The organism is Streptomyces sp. NPDC048507 (assembly GCF_043199995.1).
Lineage (GTDB): Bacteria > Actinomycetota > Actinomycetes > Streptomycetales > Streptomycetaceae > Streptomyces.
In genome coordinates this window covers 53,413-70,438 of sequence record NZ_JBICWZ010000016.1, presented here as the reverse complement: position 1 = coordinate 70,438, position 17,026 = coordinate 53,413, and the positions used below count along the sequence as shown (strand labels likewise).

Sequence of the window (17,026 nt, the reverse complement as noted above, 5' to 3'; positions counted from 1 at the left end):
GATGCTGCTGTTCTCGGGGCGCGCGCACCCCGAGCTGGCGGAGGCGATCGCCGCCGAGCTGGGCACGACGCTGGTCCCGACGAAGGCGATCGACTTCGCCAACGGCGAGATCTACATCCGCTACCACGCCTCCGTGCGCGGCGCGGACTGCTTCGTGGTCCAGAGCCACACGGCGCCGATCAACAAGTCCATCATGGAACAGCTGATCATGATCGACGCGCTGAAGCGGGCCTCGGCCCGCAGCATCACGGTCATCCTGCCGTTCTACGGATACGCGCGGCAGGACCGCAAGCACAGCGGCCGGGAACCCATCTCGGCCCGCCTGGTGGCGGACCTGCTCAAGACCGCGGGCGCGGACCGGATCCTGACGGTCGACCTGCACGCCGACCAGATCCAGGGCTTCTTCGACGGCCCCGTGGACCACCTCTTCGCCATGCCGGTCCTCGCGGACTACATCGGCTCCAAGGTGGACCGCGAGGACCTCACCGTGGTCTCGCCCGACGCGGGCCGCGTGCGCGTGGCCGACGGCTGGTGCGACCGGCTCGGCGCCCCGCTCGCGATCGTCCACAAGCGGCGGGACAAGGACGTGGCCCACCAGGTCACGGCCCACGAGGTGGTCGGCGACGTCCGCGACCGGGTCTGCGTCCTGGTCGACGACATGATCGACACCGGCGGCACGATCTGTGCCGCGGCCGACGCGCTGTTCGCCCAGGGGGCGAAGGACGTCATCGTGGCGGCCACGCACGGGGTGCTCTCCGGCCCCGCCGCGGACCGCCTGAAGAACTCGCGCGTCAGCGAGTTCGTCTTCACGGACACCCTGCCGGTGCCCGGGGCCCTCGGACTGGACAAGGTCACCGTCCTGTCGATCGCCCCGCTCATCGCCGGGGCCTCCCGTGAGGTGTTCGAAAACGGATCAGTGACCCGGCTCCTGCAGAGCCGGTGATCGCCCGGGCGGACGGGCCTGACGGGGGCCCGTCCGTCCGATGGGGGAGGCGGCCGCACGCACCGCGCCGTTCCGGTTCTTTCCGGGGTGGCGAGGCTCCTGACCTGCGCCCCTCGTTTCTCTGATTCTTATCGCCGGGAGGTTCCTCCCGGCCCCGACGCTCACCGCCGGCGCGGTGGCCGCCCCAGGGCGGACACCTCCCCCCAGGCGCACGGGTGAGCCGTCGCACACCGGGCCGACCGCTCGACCGCAGGCCCGGTCGCGGGGGCGTGCGCGCGCCCGCTGCTCGACAACGGAACGTAAGGAAGCGGGAAATGACACTTCAGGAGACCACCGTGCTCGAGCCCACCCTGCGCGGCACCACCACGTTGCCCGGCCTGCTCGCGGAGCGCGTCGCCGAGCACCCCGAGGCGACCGCAGTCGTCTACCGTGACGAGCGGCTGACCTACCGCGAGCTCGCCTCCCGCAGCTCGGCCCTGGCCGCCTACCTCAGACACCTGGGCGTGGCGGCGGACGACTGCGTCGGCCTCTTCGTCGAACCGTCGATCGATCTGATGGTCGGTGCCTGGGGCATCCTGACCGCCGGAGCCGCCTACCTGCCGCTGTCCCCGGAGTACCCCGAGGACCGCCTCCGGTACATGATCGAGAACAGCCAGGCCAAGATCATCCTGGCGCAGCAGCGCCTGGTGTCCCGGCTGCGTGAACTCGCGCCCGCGGACGTCACCGTCGTCACCCTGCGCGACTCCGACGCCTTCCTCCTGCCCGAGGGACAGCAGGAGGCGCCCATCGTCGACGGCGCCCGCCCGGACACCCTCGCGTACGTCATCTACACCTCCGGCAGCACGGGCAAGCCGAAGGGCGTGATGATCGAGCACCACAGCATCGTCAGCCAGCTCGGCTGGCTGCGCGAGACCTACGCGATCGACCGCGGCAAGACCATCCTGCAGAAGACCCCGATGAGCTTCGACGCCGCCCAGTGGGAGATCCTCTCCCCGGCCAACGGCACCACCGTCGTCATGGGCGCCCCCGGCGTCTACGCCGACCCCGAGGGCCTCATCGAGACCATCGTCAAGTACGGCGTGACCACGCTCCAGTGCGTGCCCACCCTGCTCCAGGGCCTGCTGGACACCGAGAAGTTCGACCAGTGCGTCTCCCTCCAGCAGATCTTCAGCGGCGGCGAGGCGCTCTCGCGCCTGCTCGCCGTCCAGGTCACGCAGGAGATGCCGGGCCGCGCCCTGATCAACGTCTACGGGCCGACCGAGTGCACCATCAACTCCTCCTCGTTCGTGGTCGACCCGGCCGCCCTCGACGAGGCGCCGCAGTCCATCTCCATCGGCGCCCCGGTCCACGACACCCAGTACCACATCCTGGGCAAGGAGGACCTCAAGCCCGTCGGCGTCGGCGAGATCGGCGAGCTGTACATCGGCGGCGGCCAGCTGGCCCGCGGCTACCTGCACCGCCCCGACCTGACCGCCGAGCGCTTCCTGGACATCGAGCTCGCCGAGGGCGCCGGCACCACCCGCCTGTACAAGACGGGCGACCTGGGCCAGTGGAACCCGGACGGCACCGTGCAGTTCGCCGGCCGCGCCGACAACCAGGTCAAGCTGCGCGGCTACCGCGTCGAGCTGGACGAGATATCCCTGGCGATCGAGAACCACGACTGGGTCCGCAACGCGGCGGTCATCGTCAAGAACGACGGCCGCACCGGATTCCAGAACCTGATCGCCTGCGTCGAGCTGAGCGAGAAGGAAGCCGCCCTGATGGACCAGGGCAACCACGGCTCCCACCACGCCTCGAAGAAGAGCAAGCTCCAGGTCAAGGCCCAGCTGTCCAACCCGGGCCTGCGCGACGACTCCGAGCTGGCCGGCCGCTCCACCTTCGACCTGCCGGGCGCCCAGGCCACCCCCGAGCAGCGCAGCCGGGTCTTCGCCCGCAAGACGTACCGCTTCTACGAGGGCGGCGCGGTCACCCAGTCCGACCTGCTCTCGCTGCTCGGCGCGAAGGTCCCCGCGGCCTATTCGCGCAAGTCCGCCGACCTGGCGCCGGCCGAACTGGGCCAGATCCTGCGCTGGTTCGGCCAGTACGTCAGCGAGGAGCGGCTGCTGCCGAAGTACGGCTACGCCTCCCCGGGCGCGCTGTACGCGACGCAGATGTACTTCGAGCTGGAGGGCGTCGGCTCGCTGAAGCCGGGCTACTACTACTACCAGCCGGTCCGCCACCAGCTCGTCCTCATCAGCGAGCGGGCCGCCACCGGCAAGCCCACCGCCCGGATCCACTTCATGGGCAAGAAGGGCGGCATCGAGCCCGTCTACAAGAACAACATCCAGGAGGTCCTGGAGATCGAGACCGGCCACATCGTCGGCCTCTTCGAGCAGGTGCTGCCGGCCTACGGCCTGGACATCCGCGACCTGGCCTTCGAGCCGGCCGTCCGCGAGCTGCTGGACGTCCCCGAGGAGGACTACTACCTCGGCACCTTCGAGCTGGTCCCGCACACGGGTCAGCGCGAGGACCACGCCGAGGTCTACGTCCAGACCCACGGCGGCAAGATCGAGGGCCTCCCGCAGGGCCAGTACCGCTACGCGGACGGCGAGCTCACCCGCTTCTCGGACGACATCGTCCTCAAGAAGCAGGTCATCGCCATCAACCAGTCGGTGTACGAGGCCGCCAGCTTCGGCATCAGCGTGGTCAGCCGGGCGCCCGAGGACTGGCTGCACTACGTCACCCTCGGCAAGAAGCTCCAGCACCTGATGATGAACGGGCTCGGCCTGGGCTTCATGTCCTCCGGCTACAGCTCCAAGACCGGCAACCCGCTGCCCGCGTCGCGCCGGATCGACTCCGTCCTGAACGCGGCCGGGGTCGACAGCGGTCCGTCGTACTTCTTCGTCGGCGGCCGGGTCAGCGAGGAGCAGCTCGGTCACGAGGGCATGCGCGAGGACAGCGTCCACATGCGCGGTCCGGCGGAGCTGATCCGCGACGACCTCGTCAGCTTCCTGCCGGACTACATGATCCCGAACCGGGTCGTGGTGTTCGAGCGGCTGCCGCTGTCCGCCAACGGCAAGATCGACGCGAAGGCGCTCGCCGCCTCCGACCAGGTCAACGCCGAGCTCGTGGAGCGGCCCTTCGTCGCCCCGCGCACCGAGACCGAGAAGGAGATCGCGGAGGTGTGGGCCAAGTCCCTGCGCCGCGAGAGCGTCTCGGTCCAGGACGACTTCTTCGAGTCGGGCGGCAACTCGCTGATCGCCGTCGGCCTGATCCGCGAGCTCAACTCGCGCCTGGCCGTCTCCCTGCCGCTGCAGAGCGTCCTGGAGTCCCCGACGGTCGAGAAGCTCGCCCGCCGCCTGGAGCGCGAGGTCGCCCAGGAGTCCTCCCGCCTGGTGCGGCTGCACGCCGAGACCGGCAAGGACCGTCCGGTGCTGTGCTGGCCGGGCCTGGGCGGCTACCCGATGAACCTGCGCACGCTGGCCGGCGAGATCGGCCTCGGCCGCTCGTTCTACGGCATCCAGGCGCACGGCATCAACGAGGGCGAAGCCCCGTACGCCACCATCACGGAGATGGCCAAGGCCGACATCGAGGCCATCAAGGAGCTCCAGCCGCAGGGCCCCTACACCCTGTGGGGCTACTCCTTCGGCGCCCGCGTCGCCTTCGAGACCGCCTTCCAGCTGGAGCAGGCGGGCGAGAAGGTCGACAACCTCTTCCTGATCGCCCCGGGCTCGCCGACCGTGCGCGCCGAGAACGGAAAGGTGTACGGCCGGGAGGCGTCCTTCGCCAACCGCGCCTACACGACGATCCTCTTCTCGGTGTTCACCGGCACCATTTCGGGTCCGGACCTGGACCGGTGCCTGGAATCGGCGACGGACGAGGAATCCTTCGCCGAATTCATCAGCGAGCTCAAGGGCATCGACATCGATCTGGCGAAGCGGATCATCTCGGTCGTGGGGCAGACCTACGAATTCGAGTACTCGTTCCGTGAGCTGTCCGAGCGCACGCTGGGCGCGCCGGTGACCATCTTCAAGGCCCGCGGCGACGACTACTCGTTCATCGAGAACAGCAGTGGTTACTCCGCCGAGCCGCCCACGGTCATCGACCTCGACGCCGACCACTACAGCCTGCTCCGCACCCCGGACATCGGCGAACTGGTCAAGCACATCCGGTACCTGCTCGGAGAGTAGTCGCGAGCCGGTCCACCCCATGCGGCCGCCCCGCCGGAGAAATCCGGCGGGGCGGCCGTCTTTTTGTGTTTCCGGAGGTCCGTGACGGGGATCTGTGAAAAGCATTCCGAATGCTGACGCAAGTTGACTACGCCCTGACAAATGGCTGGTTGACGCGCATCAGAGGACTGGAAGAGACTTCTTATAATTCAGGCGGATTGCTCATCGCATTGTCCTGCTGACGAGGAGTCATCACCCATGCGTTTCAATCTCATCGGCCCCTTCGAAATCGTCACGGACGACGGCAGGACCTACCGGCCGGGGACCCCCAAGGTCTGCCAGACGCTGGCGCTGCTGCTCACCCGGCCGGGCGAGATCGTCACGGCCGACGCGCTCATCCAGGAGCTGTGGGGCGAGAAACCGCCGCGCAGCGCCGTCACCACGCTCCAGACGTACGTGTACCACGCACGCCGGATGTTCACGAACGAGTCGCTCGCCCCGGCCGGCCGCCAGCTGATCCTCACCAGCCCGCCCGGCTACTCCATCCAGGCCGACGACTCGGAGATCGACATCCGGATATTCGAGTCGCTCGTCACGCGGGCCCGCCTCGAACTGAGCGAGGGCGACGCGCTCACCGCCCTGCGGACCGTGCGCGAGGCGCTCGACCTGTGGCGCGGGCCGGCGCTGTCCAACTTCCCCGCGGGCGACCTGCTCGCCGGGCACGTCGTGCACCTGGAGGAACTGCGCATCCGCGCCTTCGAGATCCGCATCGCCTGCGAGGAACAGCTCGGCTGGCACCGCGAGTCCATCCCCGAGCTGCGCAAGCTCATCAACGACTACCCGCTCAACGAGTGGTTCCACAGCCAGCTCATCGGCGCCCTCGGCGCCGCCGGGCGGCGCGCGGAGGCCCTCCAGGCCTACCAGAACGTCCGGCGCCTGCTCGCCGACGAACTGGGCCTGGAGCCCTCCCTGGAGCTCAAGCAGCTCCAGGCACGGCTGCTGAGCCCCGTCCCGCAGCCCGAGCGCGCCGACCGGCCCGAGCGCGCCGACCGGGCCGCCCGCACCGTGCGTCCCCGCGTCCCCGGCCAGGAGGTCCCGGCCCGCCGGGAAGCGCCCGCGGCCCGCACCGCGTTCTGAGCACCGCGACGCACGGGAGTCCCGGTACGGCGTGCGGGCCGTAGCGGGACTCCCGTGCGTACGCGGGCCTCAGCCGCGGCCGTCGACCCCGGCGAGCGCGCGCAGGACCGCCGCCTGCCGGGCGTCGCGCTCCCGTACGTGGTCCTCCCGCCCCGTCGCTCCGTAGGCCCGCCCCGCCCGCTCGGCGAGCCGGGCCGCGGTCCCGGCGTCCAGCCGGCCGCGCGGGCCGCCCTGCGCACCGTCCAGGTGGAAGCCGAGGAACGGGCCGACGGCGGCCCAGCGCAGCCCGAGGGAGTGCGTGACCACCCGGTCCAGCTGCTCCGCGGTGACGACGCCCTCGCGCACCAGCCGCACCGCCTCGCGCAGCAGCGCCGCCTGGAGCCGGTCCGCCGCCGACGCCGCGACGGCGGGGCCGCGCAGCACCACCGGGACCCGGCCCACCGACTCCAGGAAGAGCACCGCCTCCTCCACGGCCGCCTCCGAGGTCCGCCGGCCGGCCACCACCTCCACCAGCGGCACCACGTGCGGCGGGTTGCCGGGGTGGCCCACGACCAGCCGGCCGGAGTCGGCCATCCGGGCGCCCATGGCGTCCGGGTCCAGGGCGGAGGCGGACGACAGCAGCAGCGCCCGGGCGGGGGCGGCCCGGCCGATCCGCTCGTACAGCGCCCGCTTGAGCTCCAGGTCCTCCGGCACGGCCTCGACGACGACGTCCGCGCCGGCCACCGCCCGTTGCGGGTCCGGCTCGAAGGACAGCCGCCCGGGGAAGCCCGCCGGGTCCGCGCAGCCGTCGGGCAGGTACGGGACGCGCAGGGCCAGCCCCTCGGCGACGGCGCGCGGCGCGTCCGCACGGCGGCTGCTGACCCGTACCGTCAGTCCGTGGCCCAGGAACAGGGCGATCCAGCCGAGCCCGACGGTGCCCGCGCCGATCACGGTGACGACGCGCTCCTCCGCCTCTTCGCGCGCCCGCCTCGCGCGGCGCCCTTCGTCCTCGTCCGGCTGTCGCGGCTCGCGCGCCGCACCGTGGCTCATCCGCCCGCCCCGCTCAGGCGGCGGTGAGGCCGGCGGACGGGGACAGCAGCCGGGCCCCGTACGGACCCGCGGCCGCCTCGAACCGGAGCCCCGCATGGCTCGCGAGGCTGTGCACGTCGCGCCAGATCCGCTGGAGCGGATGCCCGGCGAACTGCCCGGAGCTCCCGGTGGCGCGCAGCAGCCGCTCCACGACGTCCACCAGCCGCTCGACGGCGTACGCGCACTCGGCGGGGCTGCGCACCAGCTCGGCCGGGCCGGAGCCGGGGCAGTCGGCGGCCCGGGCCGCCCGCTCCAGCAGCAGGCCCGCGCTGTCGGTGGCGATCACCCCGCGGGCCACGGCGGTGCGCAGCCCGAGGTCCTCCGGCTCCGCCCCCGTACGGGAGTCCTCGGCCCACACGCGCAGGGCGGCGCGGGCCGCGCCGAGCGCGGGGGCGCCCAGGAGCAGGCCGCCGAGCAGCGGCTGCGGCGCCGTGTGGCAGCGGGCGTCGGAGCCGACGGCGCGGCCCTCGGTCAGGTGCCGGCGGGGGAAGCCGCGGTGGGCCGGTACGAAGACGTTCCCGGCGACCAGGGTGTGACTGCCGGTGCCGCGCATCCCCACCGAGGTCCAGGTGTCGGCGATGTCGTAGTCGGTCCGGGGCAGGGCGAAGAACCAGGGGACCCGCCGGCCGTCCTCGGGCACCAGCGCGCACACCAGGGCCCAGTCGGAGAACCCGACGGCGCTGGTGCACTCCCACTCGCCGGACACCCGCCAGCCGCCGCGCACCGCGGTCGCGCCGCCGCGCGGCACCAGCGCGCCGACCACGGCGGTGTCGGCGCCCCGGGCCCACAGCTCCGCCTGCCCCTGCTCGGGCAGGAAGGCGCCCATCCGGCTGCCGCCGGCGAGCACCGAGGCGCACCAGCCGGCCGAGGTGCAGCCCTGCGCGAGGGCCGCGACGGCGTCGAGCAGTCCGGTGGCCGGCCCGTCGCGGCCGCCCCAGCGGGCGGGGACGAAGTACCGGGCGAAGCCCGCGCCGATGATCCCCTCGCTCACCACGGGGGACAGGGCGCGCTCGCTGTCGGCCCGTTCCGCGTACCGGACGGCCAGGGAAGCCAGCTCCTGTGCTCCGGCACGCAGATCCGTGCCTGACGTCGGGGAGCTTGGCATCGGCACCACTTTCCTCGTCGGTTCGGGGCGGCGCGCCGGGCGGGCGGCAGTGCGGCCACCCTGGACGCATTGCGTCCAGATCCGCTGGAAACGGACTCGACGTGCGGTCGTCGCCGGTACGGGGGCACGGCGCGGCCGCCGACGGGCGCCGCCCCGTACGGCGGCCGCCGCCACCGGCCCGGACCGTGTTCCTCCAGGCAGCCTCCGGTGAGGCGCGCCCGGTTCCTCAGAGCCTGGCCGCCCATATCCGTCCCAAAGCGGTGCGAGGTTGCATGTGAAACTCAAGGGCAGGGTCGCCGTCGTCACCGGCGGTACGAGGGGGCTGGGCCTCAGGATCGCCGAGGGCTTCGTCGCCGAGGGGGCGTACGTCGTCGCCGCCGCGCGCGGCGAGGAGGGGGCGCGCGAGGCCCTGGAACCGCTCGGCGAGCGGGCCGTCTTCCACCGGGTGGACGTGCGCGACCCGGAGTCCGTGCGCACCCTGACGGACGCCGTGGCGGAGGCGTACGGCGGGATCGACATCCTGGTGGCCAACGCGGGCGTGAGCCGCTCGGGCCCCGCCGTGGGACTGGCCGGGGCGGACTGGGCGGACGTCGTCGACACGAACCTGAACGGCCTCTTCCACTGCGTCCGGGCGGCGGTCCCGCACCTGGAGCGCAGCCGGGCGGGCGGGCGGATCATCGCGATGTCCTCCGCCCTCGGCAGCCGGCCCACCCCGGGCGCCTCCTCGTACTGCGCCACCAAGGCGGCGGTGGAGATGTTCAGCAAGGTCATCGCGCTGGAGCTGGCCCCCCGGGGCATCACCGTCAACTGCCTGTCCCCGGGCTTCATCGACGAGGGCATGGGCAAGCTGCTCAAGCGCAACGAGGCGGTGTGGAGCAAGTACGCGCCGAAGATCTCGCTCGGCCGCATGGGCAGCGGCGCGGAGGTGGCCGACGCGGCGGTCTACCTCGCGGCCGACAGCGGCTCCTACGTCAACGGCCACGTGCTGGAGATCAACGGGGGCCTCGGCTGGTGAGACCCCGGCGGTCCGGGGTCCGGCGGTCCGGGGTCCGGGGTCCGGGGTCCGGGCGGTCCGGATTCCGGGCGGGGCCGGTGACCCCGCCGTTCGAGCCCGCCTCCAGGACGGTCGGGGAGGGTCGTCGCCCCCACCCCGCAGCGCAGGAGGAAGCCACCCGTGTCCCGCCGCCCGTTCACAGCGCCGTCCCCGCCCGCCGTCCCCGCCGGAGGCCGCACATGACCGCCCTGCGCGACGCCCTCGCCCGGGGTGTCCCGTCCTTCTCCTTCGAGTTCTTCCCGCCCAGGACCGACGCCGGCGGCCGGGTCCTGTGGGACGCGATCCGCCGCATCGAGCCGCTGGCGCCGACCTTCGTGTCGGTCACCTACGGGGCCGGCGGCTCCTCCCGGGACCGCACCGTGGAGGTGACCAAACGGATCGCCGCCGAGACGACGCTGCGGCCCGTCGCCCACCTCACCGCCGTCGGGCACTCGGTGGCCGAGCTGCGCCGCATCATCGGCCAGTACGCGGACGTGGGCGTGCGCGACGTCCTCGCGCTGCGCGGGGATCCGCCCGGCGACCCGAACGCGCCCTGGGTGCGCCACCCGCAGGGCCTGGAACACGCGCACGAACTGGTCAGCCTGGTACGGGACGCGGGGGCCTTCAGCGTCGGCGTCGCGGCGTTCCCCGAACGCCACCCGCGCTCCCCGGACTGGGAGAGCGAGATGCGGCACTTCGTGGCCAAGTGCCGGGCGGGCGCCGACTACGCCGTCACGCAGATGTTCTTCCACGTGGACGACTACCTGCGGCTGCGCGACCGGGTCGCCGCGGCGGGCTGCGACACCCCCGTCATTCCGGAGATCATGCCCGCCACGGACGTCCGCCAGATCAGCCGGTTCGCCGAGCTCAGCGGCGCTGCGTTCCCCGGACACCTGGCCCGCCGCCTCGACGCCGTGCGCGACGACCCGGCGGCCGGGCACGCCATCGGCGTCGAGTACGCCACCGCCATGGCGCGGCGGCTGCTGGCCGAGGGCGCCCCGGGGCTGCACTACATCACCCTCAACCGCTCGACGGCGACCCTGGAGATCCACCGCGACGTCCTCGGCTCCGCGACGCCCGCCGGGTCCGCCGCGGGCGCCGGAGCCGCCCGGGCCGCCTAGCCGCGGTCCGGCCGGGCGGGGTCCGGCCGTCCGGGGCCGGACGTCCGGGGCCGGCCGTCCGGGGCCGGGCCTCCCGGAGACGGGGTCGAGACCGGCTCGGGGCGCGGCCGTCCGCCGGGCGGGGACGGCCGGTCCGGGGCCGTGCGCGGGCCGGTCACCACCGGCCCTCCACCTGCCGTCGAGCGGCTCTGACCAGGCTCGTCCCGCGGACACGGACCGACGAGGGGCTGACCGGACCGCCGGATGCGCCGAAAGCACAGCAGAAGGACTCACCCGTGAAGGACACCCAATGAGCCGACGCGTCGTCATCACCGGAATCGGAGTCGTCGCGCCCGGGGGGGTGGGCACCAAGGAGTTCTGGTCCCTGCTCACCGCCGGACGGACCGCGACCCGCCCGATCAGCCTGTTCGACGCCTCCGCGTTCCGCTCCCGCATCGCCGCCGAGGCCGACTTCGACCCGCTCGACCACGGGTTCACCGCCGAGGAGGCCCTCCGCCTCGACCGGGCCGCCCAGTTCGCGCTCGTCAGCGCGGACGAGGCCCTGCGCGACAGCGGCCTGGCCGGCGCGCAGACGGACCCGGCGCGCACCGGTGTCACCCTCGGCAGCGCGGTGGGCTGCACCACCGGCCTGGACGTCGAGTACAACGCGGTGAGCCGGGGCGGCAGCACCTGGCAGGTCGACCACACCCTCGCCGTCCCGCACCTGTTCGACTACTTCGTGCCCAGCTCGCTCGCGGCCGAGGTCGCCTGGCGCGTGAACGCCCAGGGCCCGGTCTCCGTGGTCTCCACCGGCTGCACCTCCGGTCTCGACGCCATCGGCCACGCCGTGGAGCTGATCCGCGAGGGCAGCGCCGACGTGATGGTCACCGGCGCCACCGAGGCCCCGATCTCCCCGATCACCGTCGCCTGCTTCGACGCGATCAAGGCCACCTCCCCGCGCAACGACGACCCGGCGACCGCCTCCCGCCCCTTCGACGCCACCCGCAACGGCTTCGTCCTCGGCGAGGGGTCGGCCGTCCTGGTCCTGGAGGAGCTGGAGAGCGCCCGCAGGCGCGGCGCCCACGTCTACGCGGAGATATCCGGCTTCGCCAGCCGCTGCAACGCCTACCACATGACCGGACTGCGCGCCGACGGCGTGGAGATGGCCGAGGCGATCACCGTCGCCCTCGACGAGGCCCGCCTGGACCCCACCGCCGTCGACTACATCAGCGCCCACGGCTCCGGCACCAAGCAGAACGACCGGCACGAGACCGCCGCCTTCAAGCGCAGCCTCGGGCAGCACGCCCACGACGTGTCGGTCAGCTCCATCAAGTCCATGATCGGCCACTCCCTCGGGGCGATCGGCTCGCTGGAGATCGCCGCCAGCGCCCTGGCCATCGCGCACAACACCGTCCCCCCGACGGCCAACCTGCACACCCCCGACCCGTCCTGCGACCTGGACTACATCCCGCTCACCGCGCGCGAGCAGCGCACCGACACCGTCCTCAGCGTCGGCAGCGGGTTCGGCGGTTTCCAGAGCGCCATGATCCTGACCCGCCCGCGCCTGGGAGATGCCGCATGAGCACCGAGACCGCAGCCCGCCCCCGCCCCCGCCCCGGCGCCGGGCAGCCCGGCCCGGCCGCGGCACCCGTCGTCACCGGCATCGGCGTCACCGCCCCCAACGGGCTGGGCACCGAGGCCTGGTGGGCGGCCGTGCTGCGCGGCGAGAGCGGCATCCGCCCCGTCGGCCGCTTCGACGCCGCCCAGTACCCGGCCAGGCTCTCCGGCGAGGTCCCCGGCTTCGACGCCGCCGCGCACCTGCCCGGCCGGCTGCTGCCGCAGACCGACCACATGACCCGGCTCGCGCTGACCGCCGCCGACGAGGCCCTCGCCGACGCCGGCGTCGACCCGGCCGCGCTGCCCGACTACTGCGCCGGCGTCGTCACCGCCGGCTCGGCGGGCGGCTACGAGTTCGGCCAGAAGGAGCTCCAGGCGCTGTGGAGCAAGGGCGGCCAGTACGTCAGCGCGTACCAGTCCTTCGCCTGGTTCTACGCCGTCAACAGCGGCCAGATCTCCATCAAGAACGGCCTGCGCGGCCCCAGCGGCGTCCTCGTCACCGAGCAGGCCGGCGGCCTCGACGCGGTGGCCCAGGCCCGCCGCCAGATCCGCAAGGGCGTCCGGCTCGTGGTGACCGGCGGCGTGGACTCCTCCATCTGCCCCTGGGGCTGGGCCGCCCACCTCGCCGGCGGCGAACTGAGCACCGCCGAGGACCCCGCGCGCGCCTTCCTGCCGTTCTCCGCCGACGCCGACGGCCACGTGGTGGGGGAGGGCGGCGCCCTGCTCGTCCTGGAGGACGCCGCCGCCGCCCGCGCGCGCGGCGCCGGGATCTACGGCAGCGTCGCCGGATACGCCGCCACCTTCGACCCGCCGCCCGGCTCGGGCGGGGCACCGCGGCTGCGCACCGCCGCCGAACTGGCCCTCGGCGACGCCGGTCTCACCCCCGCCGACGTCGACGTGGTCTTCGCCGACGCGGCGGGCCGGCGCTCCGCCGACCGCGAGGAGGCCGAGGCCATCGCGGGCCTGTTCGGCCGGTACGCGGTGCCCGTCACCGCGCCCAAGACGATGACGGGCCGGCTCGCCGCGGGCGGCGCCTCGCTCGACCTGGCCGCCGCGCTGCTCTCCCTGCGCGACCAGGTCGTCCCGCCCACCGTCAACTCCGGCGCCCCGGCCGCGGACTGCCCGATCGACCTCGTCACCGAAGCCCGCCGGCCCGGCCCCCTGCGCACGGCGCTGGTGCTGGCGCGCGGCCGGGGCGGCTTCAACGCGGCCGTGGTGGTCCGCGCCGCCGCCTGAGGCGGGGCCCGCCCCGGGCCCGCGCGCCGCGTCCGCGGGGCGCCCGTACCGTACCTTTCCGAGCCAGGAGGACCGATGAGCACTCCCGACCCCGTCGAATTCGCCCGCGTCATGGCCCAGGTCCCCACCCCGGTCACCGTGGTGACCACCGTGGACGCGAACGGACGGCGCTGGGGCTTCACCGCCAGCTCCTTCACCTCGCTGTCCCTCGACCCGCCGCTCGTGCTGGTCTGCCCGGCGAAGACGGCCTCCTGCCACGAGGCCTTCGTCACCGGCACCCGCTTCCTGGTGAACGTGCTCGCCGCCGACCAGGGCGACCTCGCGGGCCACTTCGCCCGCTCCGGAGCCGACAAGTTCGCGGGCACCCCCATGCGGCCCTGCGAACTGGGCCTGCCGGGCCTGCCGGACGCCACCGCGCGGATCGCCTGCACCCTGTACGAGGTGCTGGACGGCGGCGACCACAGCATCCTGGTCGGCCGCGTCGAGGCCGTCCACGCGGGCGGCGCCGACCCGCTCGTCTACCACGACCGGCAGTTCACCCGGCCCCGGGGACTGCCGGCGCTGGCCTAGCGCGCCAGGCGGCCCAGCCAGCCCTCCACGACGTCGGCGACCTCGCCGCTGTCGGCGCCGAGCAGCGAGAAGTGGTCCCCGGGAACCTCCGTCACGTGGTCGGCGTACTCCCAGCCGGCCGCTCCGGCGGCCGCCGAGCGGGCCGCCCGCACCAGCAGCGTCGGCGCCGCCGCCGGTCCGGGCGTCCAGTCGGCGAACACCCGCAGGTGAGCGCCCATCGCGAGGAGCCGCCCGTCGTCGGGCACGCCGAGCGGCGCGGCCGGGTCCAGCAGCCGCCGCGTCAGCAGGGCGAGGCCGCGGCCGGCCTCGGTGCGCGCGTACGTGTCGAGCAGCACCACCGCCGCCGCCTCCCGGCCCAGTTCGGGCAGCTCGCGGGCGACGGCGTGCGCGATCCAGCCGCCGCAGGAGTGCCCCAGCAACACCGGCGCCCCGTCCCCGCAGGCCCGGGCCACCGCCTCCGCCTGCGCCCGGACCAGCGCCTGGCGGGTGCGCGGCAGTACGGGATCGCCCGCGAAGCCGGGGTGCGGGAGCACCGTCAGCCCCAGCCGGCCGTCCAGGGCGGCGGCCAGCTCCCGGTACTCGTGGGGACCGGAGCACGCGCCGAGCGAGGGGAACGCGAACAGCCGGGCGGCGCCCTCCCGGTGGGGCGCGAGCTCCGCCGGGGCCGGCCAGTGCACCACCCCGGCGCGGTGCTCGTAGTGCGGCAGCAGCTCGGCCGCCGCCATCAGCAGTGCCACGCCCTCGGCGGTGCGCCCCTGGGCGTGGGCCCCGCGCAGCAGCCCTACGAGGGTCCCGCCCGGCGCCCGCTCCGGCGCCGGGGCGCACACGGCCGCGCCGCGCCCGGGCGACCGGGACGCGGGGAGCCGCGCTGCGGGCCGGGCGGCGTCGGCGGGCGCCGCCGCGCGGGCGTGCTCGGCGGCGGGGGCCCGCAGGCCGGCCCGGCCGGTGGCGGCGCCCGCCAGGGCCGGGACCGCGTACGCCTCGGGGACGCCCGCGCGCGCCCCGTCGCCGGGCTCGTCCGCCCCGGCGTGCGGCGCGGATCCGTCGGGCGCCGGGCCCGCCGCGGCAGCGGGGAACCGCGCCCGCGCTCCGGGACCGTCCGCCCCCCACCCGCCGGAGCGCGGGCCCGGGGCGGCCGGCGGGGCCTCGTCGGCGCCCGCCACCCACAGGCGCTCGCGGCGCGGGGCGTACGCGGGGCGGTCCGTGCGGGCGGCGGCGGACTCGGTGAAGAAGGCCTGCCAGTCCACGTCGATGCCGTGCCGGTGGAGGCCGGACACCGCCCGGGTCAGGCTCGGGGCCTCGTCGTGGCCGCGGCGCAGGGTGGGCACCAGGGCCATGTCGTCCTCGGCGGTGACGCAGCCCCGCGCCAGGGCGGTCAGCAGGGCGTCCGGGCCCAGCTCCAGGGCGGCGCCGACGCCGCGGCCGGCCAGGGTGCGGACGACGTCGTGGAAGCGGACGGTTTCGCGGAGCTGGACGACCCAGTACTCGGGCCGGGCTACCTCGTCCGAGACCAGGCCCCCGGTGAGCCCGGAGACGAAGGCCGTCGCGGGCGGCCGGAAGCGCAGGCCCGCCACGGTCCGGCGGAACTCCTCCAGCACCGGGTCCATGAGCGGGGAGTGGTGGGCGTGGGTGACGCGCAGCGCCTTGGACTTGACGTCCCGTTCGGCGAGCCGGCCGACGACCGTGCGCACCGCCTCGCGGGCGCCGGAGACCACCACCGCGCGCGGCCCGTTGACGGCGCCGATCGCCGCGCCCGGCACCAGCAGCGGAGTCACCTCGTCCTCGGCCGCCTGGACGGACACCATGACCCCGCCCGCGGGCAGCGCCTGCGTGAGCCGGCCCCGCGCGCTCACCAGCACCGCCGCGTCGCGCAGCGACAGCACCCCGGCGACGTGCGCGGCGGCGACCTCCCCGACGGAGTGGCCGCCGACGACCGCCGGCACCACCCCCCAGGACTCCACCAGCCGGTAGAGGGCCACCTCGAAGGCGAACAGGGCGGGCTGCGCCGTCCCCGTCCGGTTCAGGGCGTCGGCGTCCTCGCCGAAGACGGCCTCCGCGACGGCCCCGTCCAGTTCCGCGCAGGCCGCGTCGAAGGCGGCGGCGAACACCGGGAAGTCCTCGTACAGTCCGGCGCCCATGCCGGGCCGCTGGCTGCCCTGGCCGGTGAACAGCACCGCCAGGTCCCGGCCCCGCGCCGGGGGCCGGGAGGCGTACGCCGGCCGGTGTGCGGGAGCCGGCGCGCCGGCCGTCCGGGCGGCGGACCGGTCGGGAAAACCACGCGTGTGCTCAGGCATCGTCCCTCTTCCACCCGCACGTAGGCCCTGTCAGCGCCACCTGGTGCCGCAGAGATGGTGCGCACCCTTAGTGGAGCCGCACTCGCGCGCGGCTGAACCGCACGCTCCGCGCCCGGACCCTGGTCCCGGGACGGTGCGGGATGTCACGATCGGCCGCGCGCGGGCACCGGGCCCGCCGGCACCGGGTGAGGACGCGCTCATGGACCAGCACAGACCGGCACCGCACACCGACGACCCCGCCCCCGCCCCCGCCGTCTCCCGGGTGCGGGCGGCCGGCTTCCTGCTCGGGCTGGCGACCGTCCTGGTCGGCCTGATGGCGGGCCTGTTCTTCGCCTTCACCGTCTCGGTGATGCCGGGGCTGGACGCCGCCGGCGACCCCACGTACGCCGCCGCCATGCGGCGGTTCAACTCCGCCGTCGACGGCAACGGCCTCTTCGGCACCGCCTTCGTCCTCGCGCTGCTCGCGGCCGTCGCCGCGAGCGCCGTCGAGTACCGCGCCGGGCGGCGCCGGGCCGCGCTGTGGGCGGGCGCGGCGGCCGTCGCCTACCTCGTCGTCCTGGTCCTCACCTTCGCGGTGAACATCCCGCTCAACAACGAGCTCGCCGCCGCGGGCGATCCGGCGGGCGCCACCGCCGCCGGCGTGGTCGACCGGTTCCGGGGAACCTGGGTGCCCGCCAACACCGCCCGCACGCTGCTGTGCGCCGTCGCCCTGGCGGCCCTGGCCCGCGCCCTGCTCCTGCACGGCCGGGCCACCGGGCGCTGAGGCGCCCCCGCC

General features: G+C 74.6%; 12 protein-coding genes. 9 read left to right on the top strand and 3 right to left on the bottom strand.

Translation table 11 applies throughout. The annotated features are described in order from the left end of the window. Position 1 precedes the first annotated feature (1 nt). From ACGFXC_RS31125 to ACGFXC_RS31115, 3 genes are all read left to right on the top strand, one after another. Positions 2 to 943: a ribose-phosphate diphosphokinase gene (locus tag ACGFXC_RS31125; RefSeq protein ID WP_030237951.1), complete on the top strand. Its 942-nt coding sequence runs from the start codon at positions 2 to 4 to the stop codon at positions 941 to 943. A gap of 314 nt (positions 944 to 1,257) precedes the next feature. After that, the gene (locus ACGFXC_RS31120; RefSeq protein WP_393718218.1) at positions 1,258 to 5,112 is read left to right on the top strand and encodes an amino acid adenylation domain-containing protein; all 3,855 of its coding nucleotides are present in this window, start codon (positions 1,258 to 1,260) and stop codon (positions 5,110 to 5,112) included. Positions 5,113 to 5,349: 237 nt separating this feature from the next. Beyond that, positions 5,350 to 6,228, top strand: coding sequence for a BTAD domain-containing putative transcriptional regulator (locus ACGFXC_RS31115; RefSeq protein ID WP_393718217.1), 879 nt, complete (start codon positions 5,350 to 5,352; stop codon positions 6,226 to 6,228). A 69-nt stretch (positions 6,229 to 6,297) separates the two neighbouring features. Here the strand turns inward: ACGFXC_RS31115 and ACGFXC_RS31110 are convergent, their stop codons facing one another. Further along, positions 6,298 to 7,257, bottom strand: a complete 960-nt coding sequence (locus ACGFXC_RS31110) for a 3-hydroxyacyl-CoA dehydrogenase family protein (RefSeq protein WP_393718216.1) — start codon at positions 7,255 to 7,257, stop codon at positions 6,298 to 6,300. 13 nt (positions 7,258 to 7,270) lie between these two features. Continuing rightward, positions 7,271 to 8,401 carry a hydrolase gene (locus ACGFXC_RS31105; protein ID WP_393718215.1) on the bottom strand — a complete coding sequence of 377 codons (1,131 nt, stop codon included), beginning with the start codon at positions 8,399 to 8,401 and terminating at the stop codon, positions 7,271 to 7,273. 274 nt (positions 8,402 to 8,675) lie between these two features. On the opposite strand from ACGFXC_RS31105, the gene ACGFXC_RS31100 reads away from it, so the two are divergent. From ACGFXC_RS31100 to ACGFXC_RS31080, 5 genes are all read left to right on the top strand, one after another. Further along, on the top strand, positions 8,676 to 9,416 hold the full coding sequence (locus ACGFXC_RS31100; protein WP_393718214.1) for an SDR family NAD(P)-dependent oxidoreductase: 741 nt from the start codon (positions 8,676 to 8,678) through the stop codon (positions 9,414 to 9,416). Between the two features lie 218 nt (positions 9,417 to 9,634). Then, on the top strand, positions 9,635 to 10,555 hold the full coding sequence (gene metF, locus ACGFXC_RS31095; RefSeq protein WP_393718213.1) for a methylenetetrahydrofolate reductase [NAD(P)H]: 921 nt from the start codon (positions 9,635 to 9,637) through the stop codon (positions 10,553 to 10,555). 289 nt (positions 10,556 to 10,844) lie between these two features. Next, complete coding sequence (locus ACGFXC_RS31090) at positions 10,845 to 12,116, top strand: beta-ketoacyl-[acyl-carrier-protein] synthase family protein (protein WP_393718212.1); 1,272 nt, start codon at positions 10,845 to 10,847, stop codon at positions 12,114 to 12,116. Next, entirely contained in the window at positions 12,113 to 13,387 is a 1,275-nt protein-coding gene (locus ACGFXC_RS31085; protein WP_393718211.1) for a ketosynthase chain-length factor, read from the top strand. Before ACGFXC_RS31090 ends, ACGFXC_RS31085 begins: the two co-directional genes overlap by 4 nt. Before the next feature lie 75 nt (positions 13,388 to 13,462). Continuing rightward, a complete protein-coding gene (locus tag ACGFXC_RS31080) occupies positions 13,463 to 13,957 on the top strand; it encodes a flavin reductase family protein (protein ID WP_393718210.1) in 495 nt (164 codons plus the stop codon). Here the strand turns inward: ACGFXC_RS31080 and ACGFXC_RS31075 are convergent. After that, positions 13,954 to 16,251, bottom strand: a complete 2,298-nt coding sequence (locus tag ACGFXC_RS31075) for an acyltransferase domain-containing protein (RefSeq protein WP_393718209.1) — start codon at positions 16,249 to 16,251, stop codon at positions 13,954 to 13,956. The genes ACGFXC_RS31080 and ACGFXC_RS31075 overlap by 4 nt on opposite strands. A gap of 199 nt (positions 16,252 to 16,450) precedes the next feature. Here ACGFXC_RS31075 and ACGFXC_RS31070 point away from each other — a divergent pair, with 199 nt between their 5' ends. After that, positions 16,451 to 17,014, top strand: coding sequence for an anthrone oxygenase family protein (locus ACGFXC_RS31070; RefSeq protein ID WP_393718208.1), 564 nt, complete (start codon positions 16,451 to 16,453; stop codon positions 17,012 to 17,014). Positions 17,015 to 17,026: the final 12 nt, after the last annotated feature.

Bases quoted from the DNA above. Each gene is read 5' to 3' on its own strand.
- ACGFXC_RS31080 (WP_393718210.1), top strand. From the start codon at position 13,463: ATGAGCACTCCCGACCCCGTCGAATTCGCCCGCGTCATGGCCCAGGTC.
- metF (WP_393718213.1), top strand. From the start codon at position 9,635: ATGACCGCCCTGCGCGACGCCCTCGCCCGGGGTGTCCCGTCCTTCTCC.
- ACGFXC_RS31090 (WP_393718212.1), top strand. From the start codon at position 10,845: ATGAGCCGACGCGTCGTCATCACCGGAATCGGAGTCGTCGCGCCCGGG.
- ACGFXC_RS31110 (WP_393718216.1), bottom strand. From the start codon at position 7,257: ATGAGCCACGGTGCGGCGCGCGAGCCGCGACAGCCGGACGAGGACGAA.
- ACGFXC_RS31105 (WP_393718215.1), bottom strand. From the start codon at position 8,401: ATGCCAAGCTCCCCGACGTCAGGCACGGATCTGCGTGCCGGAGCACAG.
- ACGFXC_RS31075 (WP_393718209.1), bottom strand. From the start codon at position 16,251: ATGCCTGAGCACACGCGTGGTTTTCCCGACCGGTCCGCCGCCCGGACG.
- ACGFXC_RS31115 (WP_393718217.1), top strand. From the start codon at position 5,350: ATGCGTTTCAATCTCATCGGCCCCTTCGAAATCGTCACGGACGACGGC.
- ACGFXC_RS31085 (WP_393718211.1), top strand. From the start codon at position 12,113: ATGAGCACCGAGACCGCAGCCCGCCCCCGCCCCCGCCCCGGCGCCGGG.
- ACGFXC_RS31120 (WP_393718218.1), top strand. From the start codon at position 1,258: ATGACACTTCAGGAGACCACCGTGCTCGAGCCCACCCTGCGCGGCACC.
- ACGFXC_RS31070 (WP_393718208.1), top strand. From the start codon at position 16,451: ATGGACCAGCACAGACCGGCACCGCACACCGACGACCCCGCCCCCGCC.
- ACGFXC_RS31125 (WP_030237951.1), top strand. From the start codon at position 2: ATGCTGCTGTTCTCGGGGCGCGCGCACCCCGAGCTGGCGGAGGCGATC.